Below are 12,834 nucleotides of genomic sequence, written 5' to 3'. Positions count from 1 at the left end.
TACCTTCTTACTATAAGAAATAGCTTAATAAACTGAACAAACCAGTTTTAGCAAGTTTCAACGCAAAGATCGCAACGATTGGAGAAATATCAATCATTCCAAGCGGCGGAATAAAGCGGCGGAACGGTTCTAAATACGGTTCACAAATACGTGCCAGGAACTCTCCAAAAGATGATTCCTTCGCACCAGGAAACCATGATAGGAGAATGTAAATAATAAGTGCCCACGAGTAAATCTCGATAGCATAACTTAACACTATAAAAACTGTTGTCATGGCGTATTACCACCTCTTTATATTTGTTTCTTCTTCTTCACCGAATAACTCTGAAATCGCACCAACAATATCTACATTTTCAGGTGTACACATAAATGTTTTCGGCCCTATTTTTTGAATGTCCCCGCCTATAGCGTATACAGTACCACTTAAAAAGTCAACGATACGTACCGCTTGATCAGTAGACATTCTCTGCAAATTAATTACAACAGCTCGTCTACCTTTTAAGTGGTCCGCAATCCCTTGTGCTTCCGAATATGTGCGTGGTTCTAATAAAACAACTTTTGAAGATTGTTTTGCTGTTTCAATACTCACAACATTTTGCTTCGGTTGCGCTTTCGGAAACGTAACGTCTTGTTGTTCTGGTGGATCTTGCTGCTTTTTCATGTCTGTTTGCTCCTTTTCATAACCATATTGAGCTGCTTCTTTTTCTTCCGGTGTATCAAAAAAGAAGTATTTTACTTTTGACCAACTCATAATAAGATTCTCCTTCCTTTTACGCTTTTCCTACTAAAATCGTTCCCAAACGAATATATGTAGCCCCTTCTTCAATTGCAATCTTGTAATCGTTGGACATTCCCATTGATAATTCTTTACATGGCGCATGTAATAACTCTAGCTCCTGCACCTCTGTTTGCAGCATACGTAATTCCTTAAAACAGCGTCTGATTTCTTCCTCTTCTTCTGTAAATGGAGCCATCGTCATTAGTCCAACCACTTCAATTTTATCGAATTCTTGCAAACTTTGAATAAAAGAAACAACCTCTTCTATTGCCAATCCTTGCTTCGATTCTTCAGATGAGGTTTTCACTTGAATAAAGCATTTCACTTTCTTATCAGCACGTTTCTGAATTTCTTTCGCCAGTGAAAGACGATCTAACGAATGTAAATAATCAATTTCATTAATGATTTCTTTTACTTTTCTCGTTTGTAATGAGCCAATAAAGTGCCAATTAACTTTTGAACCGAAATGCTCGTATTTCTGTAAGAAACCTTCATTTCTATTTTCACCTAAATCGATAACTCCAGCTTCAATTACTTCGTTTGTTTTTTCAATCCCTACAGTTTTTGTAACTGCAACAAGTTTAATATCTTGCAACGAACGTCCAGCTCGAGCGCAAGATTCTTTAATAGCTTCGTTTACAATTACTAAATTTTCTTGTACTGTCACTTGCTTTCTTCCTCCTTAAAACCTATGAAACTCAACATTCTTCCTGTCTTACCTTGATCACGACGATGAGAGAAAAATAGTTGCTCTTCACAGCTTGTACAAAGAGATGACATTACAATATGCTCTTCTTTTATGCCTGCTTGTACACATAATATACGATTAATTTCTTTTAAATTAATTGCGTACTGCCCGTCAGAAATTTTTTGATGAGGAACAGCACCCCTAACTACTTCCTGTGCTGCTGTTAATACACGATCATCCACAACATAACAACAAGATCCGATCGACGGCCCAATTGCAACATGAATTTCATCACTTGAAATACCTTCTGCATTCCACTTTTGAATCATTTCCTTTGCAATCTCTTGTACAGTACCTTTCCATCCAGCATGCGCAAGTCCTATCATACCATGTGATGGTGCATAAAAATAGAGCGGAACACAATCCGCGTAACAAGACGTTAACAGAACATCTTCATTGCTCGTATAAATGCCATCTGTTTTTGAAATGCCGTCCTCATATGAATAGACACCACTTCCCTTTTCCTGTTGCCCTACTTTTTCAACATGATGAGCATGAACTTGTTCAGAGCAAATCCAGTTTTCTAATGGTTTTTGTAACTTATTTGCTAAAATGCGTCTGTTTTCATGAACGTTCTCCACGATATCATTCACATGTAATCCTAAATTCATCGCATGAAAGGAGCCCGTACTTATCCCACCATCTTTTGTCGTAAATCCAGCAGTAATGTTTCCAAGTTCTTTCCACGCTTGTAAATACAGTATACCGTCCACATATTTAAATGGTTCTCTCATAATAAAGCGGCTCCTTTTAATTAAAATAACAGAAAAAAGCATGGTACTTCCTGTCTATTTTACCATACTTTTATTTTTTCATAATCCTAACAGAAAAAAAAGAGGAATTTGTAATATTCTTTATGAAATTGTCGGTGTTTGTATTGATTCTGTTACAGAATTAACAGGATTTACTCTTACAAGTATGACATCTTCCCCAATTTTCACAATTTCCTTCCAAGGAATTACAATCTCAACATCTTTTCCAAAAATACCTAGCATACGTGTCTGTTTGGAAATAATAACAGAACAAATTTTCCCTGTGTTCATATCAATTTCAATATCTCCAATATTCCCAATCCTTTTTCCATCTGAAATATTTATAACATCCTTCATCTGTAACTCTGAAATTCGTATCACCATTTTCATCCTCTCCCTTATATGACAAATTGGAAACTGTTTCTCATATTTACAGGAAGCCACCTATACGAAATTATATGAACACTAATCCCCTACTATGAGCACAAACCATATTACATATAAAAAGGTCTCACCATAATTGGTGAGACCTTATCCTTGAATCGTTTTATTCATTTGTTTAATGGCTGACTTCTCTAAACGTGATACTTGCGCTTGGGAAATCCCAATTTCTTCTGCAACTTCCATCTGTGTCTTTCCTTGGAAGAAACGTTTTCTAATAATCATTTTCTCTCTATCATTTAAACGCTTCATTCCTTCTTTCAATGCTAATTCTTCAACCCACTGCTCGTCCTTTTGTTTTTCATCACTTAACTGATCCATAACAAAGATAGGATCTCCCCCATCATTATAAATCGGTTCAAATAATGAGACTGGATCTTGAATTGCATCTAAAGCAAATACTATCTCTTCATGAGTTACTTCTAGCACTTTTGCAATATCCATTGCTGTTGGTTCTTTTGAATTTTCTGCAATCAACTTTTCTCTTACTTGCAAAGCTTTATACGCAATATCTCGCAATGAGCGCGATACGCGAATCGGATTATTATCACGCAAATATCTGCGTATTTCCCCAATAATCATCGGCACAGCATACGTTGAAAATTTTACATTTTGGCCTAAATCAAAATTATCAATTGATTTCATAAGTCCGATGCAACCAACTTGAAATAAATCGTCAACATATTCTCCTCTGTTATTAAATCTTTGGATGACGCTCAGTACAAGACGTAAGTTTCCATTCACTAATTTTTCTCTTGCGCTTATCTCTCCACTTTGCATTTCACGAAATAATTTACGCATCTCTTCATTTTTTAATACTGGAAGTTTAGCTGTATCAACACCGCAAATTTCTACTTTGTTTCTCGTCAAAGTGTTCCCTCCTATCGGGAGTTGCTGTACAGTGTAAAGTATTTCCTTTGAAGGGGATTTTATGCATGTGGTTTTTTCACGATTTGTTATTTAAATTATCTTTCCTAATACAACTAAATAGAATAAGACCAGCCTACATAACGGCTGGTCTTATTCTTTACACCATTTTATTAAATTCTTTTCGTAATCTTTTTATAATTCTTTTTTCTAAACGCGAAATGTATGACTGTGAAATCCCAAGCATATCAGCCACATCTTTTTGCGTCTTTTCCTCTCCTCCAGCAAGCCCAAACCGAAGTTCCATAATTTGTTTTTCACGATCATTTAATTGGTGTAATGCTTTCATTAAAAGGTGACGATCTACAGTAGCTTCTAAATCTTTTGTAATAATATCATCATCTGTACCTAACACGTCAGACAATAACAGTTCATTCCCATCCCAATCAATGTTTAGTGGTTCATCAAAAGAAACTTCCGAACGATTTTTGTTATTTCGACGTAAATGCATTAAAATTTCATTTTCTATACAACGCGATGCATATGTTGCTAATTTTATTTTCTTTTCTGGATTAAATGTATTTACCGCTTTAATAAGGCCGATTGTTCCGATACTAATCAAATCTTCAATATTTATCCCTGTATTTTCAAACTTTCTTGCTATATATACAACGAGCCTTAAGTTACGTTCAATAAGTAATGACCTTGCTGCCTGATCTCCTTTTGGCAATTTATTCAAAAGAACTTCCTCTTCTTCTTTTGTTAACGGTGGTGGCAACGCTTCACTTCCACCAATATAATAAATTTCATCGGTCTTAATTCCTAATTTCAGCAATACTTTATACCAAAGGTATACTAAATAAAATTTTAATTTCATCATATTATCCCGCCTCTCATTATTAAGCGATTACCATTTTTTGCGAAATTAACATTTTTGGATGCACAATACATTGATACTCCCCATTAGTAGACAGCTGTTGTGTATTTAATCCAATTAATACTTTGTTTACAACAATAGAACTACCTTCATGGTCAACTTGCACACTGTCAGGCTTAATTGCCCACAAAAATTGACTCTCTACTCCTACTGCACGGAAAGGAATTAAGCGTAATTTTGTCGCCCAACCAGAATCATTTTCTGGTATTTGAGGAATTTCTGTTTTGGAATAAATTTGTTCTGTTAACCAAGATGGTAAGCAATGTTCTAATGATGAAACATGCATAATCATAACGGGTGTTTTTGTTAATGGGTCATAAAGTTGGTTCCCACTGTCAATAAGACCTGCCAGTTCTAGTTCTTCTTCTGCTAATTGAATTTTTACTTTCACAATTTGATCATAGTGTATTTTCGTGACCTCTACGCTTTCAATACGCTTTTTAGAAAAATAATAAATTACTGGAAAACCAAAAATAACAAATAACCAACTAATTGGATCACCGTAAGAAATTGACTGAGATTGAACCAATCCATTTACCATTTCATTCGTTTGCAAAAAGAAATGAGTTCCAATTAATCCTCCGCCAACCATAAAGGTTACAAAGTAAAAAGTAAAAACAGTTTGTGCATAATTTCTAAATGTTGTAAACCCAAATGCTGTATACACAATAAGTAATGAGTACAGTAGTTTCATAATTGGATGTGTCATCATAGAAGCAAAAGGAGTAAAGGCAAAAATAACAATAGTTGAACCTATAAATGCCCCTAACACAAGCCTCCATTTTTTGATTTTCTTTTTTAACACGGTAGCTGTTAATAAAAGCAAAAGAAAATCAATGCAGGCGTTTAACAACCAAACAACGTCGGCGTAAACAACCAAACAATTCACCTCTTTTTTCAAGTTGAGACTAGTATAATGCATATCCAATAGGAAAGTGTGTCAATTTGCGGAGGTGTTTTTTTGTTATTTTGTGATTTCTAGACATAATCTGTCGGTAAAAAATAAAAGTACAAATTCATAGAATGATATACTCTTATTTTCACCAACAAAATATACCAAATAAAAAAAAGACCTGCTTAGCAGGTCTTTTCCATTTAAAAAACAAAAAAGGAGCATGAAAGCTCCTTTTTTTATCGTCTACGACGGTTACGTAAAAATGCTGGAATATCGATATCATCTGAATCTGAATGACGCTCATGTACAACTGGCTCTTCACGCTTCATTTCACGTTTTACTTCACGTTGTTTTGAAGGTTGAGCTACTGGTTGTTGCTGTTGTTGCGTGTGGTTCGCATTCGGACGAATAATTGGTTTTGGTGGTTGAGTTGCAATGCTATCATCAAAACCAGTTGCAATTACAGTTACAACGATATCATCTTTTAATCCTTCGTTAATAACAGAACCGAAGATCATATTTACTTCTGGATCTGAAGCTGAAGCTACAATATCTGCCGCTTCTTGTACTTCATATAAGCTTAAGTTAGCGCCACCCGTAATGTTCATGATAACACCTTGAGCTCCATCAATAGATGTTTCTAGTAATGGACTAGAAATCGCTTTTTTCGCAGCTTCTGCAGCACGATTTTCCCCGTTACCAGAACCAATACCCATTAAAGCAGAACCTCTATTAGACATAATTGTCTTTACGTCTGCAAAGTCTAAGTTAATTAAACCTGGCGTTGCAATTAAATCCGAAATACCTTGAACACCTTGACGTAATACGTTATCAGCTTCACGGAATGCTTCTAACATTGGCGTATTTTTATCAACAATCTCTAATAAGCGATCGTTTGGAATTACAATAAGAGTATCTACATTTTCTTTAAATGCTGCAATACCAGATGCTGCTTGCGTCGCACGCTTACGTCCTTCAAAAGTAAATGGACGTGTTACAACACCAACTGTTAAAGCACCTAATTCTTTTGCAACTTGAGCAACAACTGGAGCTGCACCAGTTCCAGTTCCACCGCCCATACCGGCAGTTACGAAGACCATATCCGCACCACGAAGTGCTTCTTGGATCTGTTCTTTACTTTCTTCTGCAGCTTTTTTCCCTACTTCAGGGTTTGCGCCTGCACCAAGTCCACGCGTTAATTTTCCACCAATTTGCATTTTTGTTTCAGCTTTTGATAGATTTAATGCTTGTGCATCAGTGTTCACAGCGATAAAGTCTACACCTTGTACACCGTGTTCAATCATACGGTTTACAGCATTGTTTCCGCCACCGCCGACACCGATAACTTTTATATTCGCTAATTGATCTTGAGTAGTATCAAACTCTAACATGTCGAAATCCCCCTAGAACCTCATTTTTCGTGTCCAATTTTAATCCCATAAATAACGGAATACACGTTTTACTTTTGACATCATGCGGTCATCATTTTGATTATTATTGTTTTGATTACGAGTTTTTTGTTTCGCGGGTTGCTGTTGTACCGGCGTTGGTGCTGGTGCTGGTACTGGTTCAAAATGCTCTTGCTTTTCCTGCACATTTTTCCCACGTAATTTAGCTTTTTGATAAGAATGTTTAATTAATCCAACTCCACTTGTATATTGAGGCTCACGCACACCAATATAATCAGGAGTTGCTACACGAACATTTTCATGTAAAATATCATATGCAAGATCAAGAACACCTGGCATAGAAGCAATTCCGCCAGTTAGTACATAACCAGAAGCCACTTGCTTTACTCCTAACTTACGCACTTCATCTTGAACAAACATTAAAATTTCCTCTACACGAGCCTCTATTATATCCGATAATTCCAACTGAGAATATTGTTCTGTTTGATCACTTCCCATAATAGAAACCGTAAACATCTCTTCTTCAGATGCTGTATCATAAAAAGCATGTCCATATTTCAACTTAATTTGATCTGCATTTTCTGTTGAAGTTTTCAACCCAATCGCAATATCTTTCGTTATATGGTCTCCACCTAATGGTAATACGCTCGTCGCTTGTAACTCTCCATCTTTAAAAATAGATAAAGTTGTAGAGCCTCCCCCCATATCAACAAGGGCTACTCCTCTATTTTTTTCATCTGAAGATATAGCAACTGTTGCAGCCGCTAAAGGTTGAAGACAAATATCAACAATTTCAAGACCTGCTTTTTCTACACAACGAAGTAGGTTATGTAGTAAAGTTCTCGAGCCTGTAATAAGTGTACCTTCCATTTCTAATCTTACACCGATCATCCCGCGTGGATCGTTAATCTCGTCAAGACCGTCTACGATGAACTGTCGAGGTACCACATCAATAAACTCACGTTCTGGAGCAATTGACACAACTTGTGCTGCATCTAGAACGCGTAAGACATCTTCATTCCCGATTTCACGATCTTCATTTGAAACAGCGACTACTCCGTGACAAGGAAGTAGCTGTACCTGGTTTGCATTGACACCTACTACAACTTGCTCAATGTGGATTCCCACCATGCGCTCAGCTTGTTCAATTGCTTTTTTAATTGATCGAACAGTCTCGTCTATATCAACTATCGATCCCTTCTTTAAACCATTTGATTTTACATTTCCAACACCAATAATGTTTAAGCTGTCATTAACCATTTCACCAATGATGACTTTAACATTGGATGTACCGATGTCAAGACTAACATATATTTCATTGCTGTTCATTCTTTGGCACCTCCTTCTTTATTTATACCATACAACTCAATATATGGAACAACAATCGCAACTTTACTATTTATAAGAAAAATATTCAACGTCTTTATACGTTTCCCTTTTTTAACCCTATATTTTTCTTATTTTTATTTAGCATTCAATTAAGAATATCGCAGTAAACTATGAATAACTGCTTATCTTGAAATAATTCTATTTCGAGTGTAAAGTTTACCGCCAAGTATAAGTCTACACTAAGATGTACTCATAGAAAAGTGAAACTTGTACCAATACTAGTATGAATCTAAGAATTTTTACATATTTTTCATCAAATGAACCATTCTTCTAAATTCGTATACATATAATAGAACGTTTGTTTTGTTTTTTCTGCTATAAGCAACGAAAACTACCATTCTATTCTTTTTTTTCTTCCGCACCTAATTCTTTCGTATATGCACCTACTTCTAAGTCAATTAATACCTTCTTACCTGGCTCAATTGTTTTTAAAATAAGTGGATAGGCTTCCATACGTTTTGCGAAATTTTGAATCGTAGTGCTCACTTCATAACCTTCATTCATATATAAAGTAAGATGATCTTCATTCGCATTCGTTGGTGAATAGCGAATCTCCGAAATAGATTTTAAAATAGCTGGTGTTAATTTTTCTAGTTCAGCGATTAACTCCTTCATTTTCTCTTCTTTAAAAGGTTCAAAAATCGGTGCTGCAACAGGAAGTTTTCCATTAGGTAGTACATCAAGCGTTTTTCCATTTTCTAATAACGGTTGTAATTTTCCCTCTTTATTTATATAACCAATCGTTAAATATTCTTCGATATGAATATCAATCTTGTTTGGAAAACGTTTTTTTACATTTACTGCTTTAATTTCTTTTCGCTTCGTTAAGTTTTCTTCAGCTTTATGTGCTGTCACTCGGAAATAACTTGTATCATATGTCACGCCTGAATCCTTCATTACTTGCTCATCCGTCATATAGTGATTTCCAAACACACTAATCTTTTTTATATTACTAAGCGGAGACCGAAAATAAATTAAAAAGAGCACTAATAAAAATAAAATTGATATGTATAAAATCAATCGATGATTAACATTTTTTTTGTTTTTTTTCTTTTGATTTTTCAATTTTGGTACACGATCTTGTAGTTTAATCACTTTACTATTATTCATGTACGATCCCCCTATGTAACATAAAGAACGGCATGTTCCTCATGCCGTTCTTATCTTCTTATTATAACATAAATGATAATGAGCGGAACGAATAACCGTTATCTTCCAATGATTTCTACTTCTGTGTGCATATCTACATCAAATTTATCCTTAATTGTATGTTTTATTAATTCAATTAAAGACAATACATCTTGCGCTGAAGCTCCCCCGGTATTAACAATAAAATTGCCATGCATTTCAGAAATTTGAGCTCCACCAATCCTATAACCACGAAGCCCTGCTTTTTCTACTAAATCTCCTGCAAAATGTGGGATTGGATTCCGAAATACACTTCCTGCACACGGGTGATTCCATGGTTGCGTTTCACGGCGGTAATCTTTATTATTTTGCATACTACGTACAATTTCTTCACGTTTTCCCGCCTGTAATTGAAACACCGCCTCTAAAACAATACCAGGACGTTTCGTTTGCAATACAGATGCCCGATAAGAAAACTCCAGTTCTTTATTTGTTAACCAGTCAATTGTACCGTCTTCAAACAGAATGAGAGCCTTCGATAATACACTCGATATATCCGATTTATGTGCACCTGCATTCATGTATACTGCACCACCGACACTTCCTGGAATACCGCTCGCAAACTCCAATCCAGCTAACCCTTGACGACTAAGTAAAGTTGACAATTTAATAAGAGGATATCCACTACCAACTCTTACCTTATGTTTTTCGACCTCTAAGTGATCTAATCCTTCTCCTAAACGAATAACAACACCTTCTATGCCTTGATCAGATACAAGAAGGTTTGAACCGCGACCAATTACAGTCCACTTCGTTTTGTATTGCTTTACTAACTGTAATGTTTTTTCAATACCGGCTACATGCTTTGGCACAATTAAAATATCCGCTGGTCCACCTATTTTCATAGTTGTATAACGTGCTAACGGCTCGTTAACTAAAACACGACCAACGTCTGCTTCTATAAGCTCATTTACTAATTGTTCCATAGACAATCTCCCCCATATTAAGTCTCCTTATGACAATAATATGCAGGGCGTTCACCTAACGTTATCCCTCTATTTACGGGCAGTACAGCTCCTAAATCAAAATTCGGCGATAACAAAGAAATTAGACGGAATCAGGATGTCAGTAAACATCCTATTAGTGAAAGATAATAATCAAAGAGAGAGAATCACTCCCCACTGATTAAAGCCTCACTTTATTTTTTTACAAGCTTATTCATTACTTCATACAGCTTATTTGCTGCATCTGGAATACCTAGTTGCTTAGCCGCTAGCTTCATATTTTGTAATGTTTGTGCATTCAATAAAATCTCATCAATATCACGAATAAGCGTTTCAGCTGTTAAATCTTTTTCAAGTAACATTTTTGCCGCTCCTTTATCAACAACTGAACGTGCATTCTTTTCCTGATGATTATTTGTTACATACGGACTCGGTATTAACACACTTGGTTTTCCTAACGCTGTTAATTCTGCAAGTGTTGTTGCCCCAGCCCTTGAAACAACAAGGTCTACACCAGTTAGTACCTCTGGCATATTATGAATGAACGGCTTAATAATAACATTGCTTGGGTTTCCTTTTTGCTTCACGGCTTCCATCACTTTATCATAATGTACTTCACCCGTTACATATAGTATTTCGTAGCTTTTGTTCCCAAACTGTTCAATTGCTTCAACGAAGGCATCGTTAATCGGTCTAGCCCCACGACTTCCACCAAATATAAGTACAGACTTTTTAGGAAGAGAAAGCCCAACTGAACGTTTCCCCTTCATTCCATTTTGATCCATTACCTCTGATGCTCGTGGATTGCCTGTCATTACCACTTTTGACTCTGGAAAATGCTCTATAGCTGCTTCAAAACAAACAGCAACTTTATCAACATAACGGCTTAAAAACTTGTTCGTTACACCTGGTACACTATTTTGTTCATGTACAATAGTTGGAATACCTAGTTTGGCTGCAGCGTATACAACTGGTCCACATACATATCCACCCGTTCCAATTACGATATCCGGATTAAAACGACGAATGTATCGTTTACTATCCTGTACACCTTTTAGAAAACGCATTACTGTTTTCACATTATCTAATGATATTTTTCGTTTAAATCCACTTATAACAATAGATTGAAATGGTATACCTGCTTTTGGAACGATTGTACTCTCTAGTCCATTTTCCGTACCAATATATAAAAATCTCGCTTCTGGATTTAACTTTTTTATTTCTCTAATTAAAGCAAGAGCTGGATAAATATGACCACCAGTACCCCCACCACTCACTAATACACGCACTACTAACTCCTCCGCTTCTCTTTTCTTATTTCCATTATACTTATTTCTATATACATATTGCATTTTTACACACATACGAAAAACCCTGTCTTATAAACAGGGTTTAGTAGCGAGAATGGCGACTTATATTTAATAATACACCTACTGCCATTAACATTAATGTCAAACTTGATCCACCATAACTTAAAAACGGCAAGGTAATACCCGTAACAGGCATCAGTCCTGTTACAACACCAACATTAATCATTACTTGAATCGCAATCATCGCCACAATACCTACTGCTAAAAACGTACCATATAAATCTGGCGCTCCTAATGCGATACGAATCCCGCGCCATAATAATAGACTAAATAATAATAACACAAATGAACCACCAATAAAACCTAATTCCTCGGATAAGATTGCAAATATAAAGTCAGTTTGCGGTTCAGGTAAATAAAGAAATTTTTGTCTACTTTGTCCAAGTCCAAGCCCAAATAATCCACCAGGTCCAATTGCAAGTAATGATTGGATAATTTGAAATCCACTCCCGAGCGGATCTGACCACGGATCTAAATATGATGTAATGCGTTTCATTCGATACGGTGCTGATGCAATTAACCCTACAAATCCTGCTACACCAATCAAACCAAACATTGCAAAGTGAAAGACTCTCGCTCCCGAAATGAATATCATAATGATACATGTCCCAACCATTACCGTTCCTGTCCCAAGGTCTGGCTGTAACATAATCATCCCAAAAGCAAGAAAAACAAAACTAAGAGCCGGTAATAAACCACGTTTAAAAGATGTAATCAATTTTTGCCGTTCTGCTAAAAACTTTGCCAAGAAAATAATCATCGCAAACTTCATAAATTCTGACGGTTGAATCGAAAATGCTCCGATTCCAATCCAACTTCGTGCTCCTCCTCGAACAAGACCTACTCCAGGAATAAGAACGAGAATAAGAAGAATGAAGCAAACTAGCAAAATCACTTTTGAATACGTACGCCACACCCAATAATCAATTTTCATAATAAAAAACATAGCTACTACACCAAGACCCGCAAACAGTAATTGTCTTTTTGCAAAAAAGAATGAGTCCCCCATTTTATAAGAGGCCCAAACTGCACTCGCACTATAAACCATAATCATTCCGATTGTCAACAATGAAAGTGTTACGATGATGAGAATAAAATCAGGCGTTTTCTTCATTA

The 12,834-nt window shown here is 36.0% G+C and carries 14 protein-coding genes; all 14 read right to left on the bottom strand.

Translation table 11 applies throughout. The features are described 5' to 3' along the window. Window positions 1-10: 10 nt before the first annotated feature. The 14 genes from ACTFRY_RS04990 to spoVE all read right to left on the bottom strand — a co-directional run bounded on the left by ACTFRY_RS04990 (window position 11) and on the right by spoVE (window position 12,832). On the bottom strand, window positions 11-274 hold the full coding sequence (locus ACTFRY_RS04990; protein ID WP_000214233.1) for a YggT family protein: 264 nt from the start codon (window positions 272-274) through the stop codon (window positions 11-13). A 6-nt stretch (window positions 275-280) separates the two neighbouring features. Then, complete coding sequence (locus ACTFRY_RS04985; protein WP_000119129.1) at window positions 281-751, bottom strand: cell division protein SepF; 471 nt, start codon at window positions 749-751, stop codon at window positions 281-283. Window positions 752-770: 19 nt separating this feature from the next. After that, a complete protein-coding gene (locus ACTFRY_RS04980) occupies window positions 771-1,445 on the bottom strand; it encodes a YggS family pyridoxal phosphate-dependent enzyme (RefSeq protein ID WP_000218007.1) in 675 nt (224 codons plus the stop codon). Then, window positions 1,442-2,260, bottom strand: a complete 819-nt coding sequence (pgeF, locus tag ACTFRY_RS04975) for a peptidoglycan editing factor PgeF (protein WP_001209006.1) — start codon at window positions 2,258-2,260, stop codon at window positions 1,442-1,444. The genes ACTFRY_RS04980 and pgeF overlap by 4 nt, the downstream gene beginning before the upstream one ends. A gap of 120 nt (window positions 2,261-2,380) precedes the next feature. Then, window positions 2,381-2,662 carry a YlmC/YmxH family sporulation protein gene (locus tag ACTFRY_RS04970; RefSeq protein ID WP_000236745.1) on the bottom strand — a complete coding sequence of 94 codons (282 nt, stop codon included), beginning with the start codon at window positions 2,660-2,662 and terminating at the stop codon, window positions 2,381-2,383. A gap of 147 nt (window positions 2,663-2,809) precedes the next feature. After that, a complete protein-coding gene (sigG, locus tag ACTFRY_RS04965) occupies window positions 2,810-3,589 on the bottom strand; it encodes an RNA polymerase sporulation sigma factor SigG (RefSeq protein ID WP_000197755.1) in 780 nt (259 codons plus the stop codon). Window positions 3,590-3,746: 157 nt separating this feature from the next. Continuing rightward, window positions 3,747-4,466, bottom strand: coding sequence for an RNA polymerase sporulation sigma factor SigE (sigE, locus tag ACTFRY_RS04960; protein ID WP_000976948.1), 720 nt, complete (start codon window positions 4,464-4,466; stop codon window positions 3,747-3,749). A gap of 19 nt (window positions 4,467-4,485) precedes the next feature. Next, on the bottom strand, window positions 4,486-5,403 hold the full coding sequence (gene spoIIGA, locus ACTFRY_RS04955) for a sigma-E processing peptidase SpoIIGA (protein WP_000261970.1): 918 nt from the start codon (window positions 5,401-5,403) through the stop codon (window positions 4,486-4,488). A gap of 251 nt (window positions 5,404-5,654) precedes the next feature. Beyond that, entirely contained in the window at window positions 5,655-6,809 is a 1,155-nt protein-coding gene (gene ftsZ, locus ACTFRY_RS04950) for a cell division protein FtsZ (RefSeq protein ID WP_000888984.1), read from the bottom strand. Window positions 6,810-6,848: 39 nt separating this feature from the next. Then, the gene (gene ftsA, locus ACTFRY_RS04945; RefSeq protein ID WP_098361292.1) at window positions 6,849-8,156 is read right to left on the bottom strand and encodes a cell division protein FtsA; all 1,308 of its coding nucleotides are present in this window, start codon (window positions 8,154-8,156) and stop codon (window positions 6,849-6,851) included. A gap of 399 nt (window positions 8,157-8,555) precedes the next feature. Then, window positions 8,556-9,326 (bottom strand): cell division protein DivIB, encoded by a 771-nt coding sequence (gene divIB, locus ACTFRY_RS04940; protein ID WP_001065789.1) that lies wholly within the window; start codon window positions 9,324-9,326, stop codon window positions 8,556-8,558. A gap of 98 nt (window positions 9,327-9,424) precedes the next feature. Further along, window positions 9,425-10,330: a UDP-N-acetylmuramate dehydrogenase gene (gene murB / locus ACTFRY_RS04935; protein ID WP_000437024.1), complete on the bottom strand. Its 906-nt coding sequence runs from the start codon at window positions 10,328-10,330 to the stop codon at window positions 9,425-9,427. Window positions 10,331-10,542: 212 nt separating this feature from the next. Then, complete coding sequence (gene murG / locus ACTFRY_RS04930; protein WP_021728036.1) at window positions 10,543-11,637, bottom strand: undecaprenyldiphospho-muramoylpentapeptide beta-N-acetylglucosaminyltransferase; 1,095 nt, start codon at window positions 11,635-11,637, stop codon at window positions 10,543-10,545. Between the two features lie 103 nt (window positions 11,638-11,740). After that, window positions 11,741-12,832: a stage V sporulation protein E gene (gene spoVE / locus ACTFRY_RS04925; RefSeq protein WP_000753520.1), complete on the bottom strand. Its 1,092-nt coding sequence runs from the start codon at window positions 12,830-12,832 to the stop codon at window positions 11,741-11,743. Window positions 12,833-12,834: the final 2 nt, after the last annotated feature.

Origin of the sequence: Bacillus cereus group sp. MYBK195-1, from assembly GCF_051916605.1 — a bacterium.
GTDB classification, from domain to species: domain Bacteria; phylum Bacillota; class Bacilli; order Bacillales; family Bacillaceae_G; genus Bacillus_A; species Bacillus_A cereus.
Note: the sequence above shows the minus strand (reverse complement) of the source record. Positions and strands in the feature narration are given on the sequence as shown.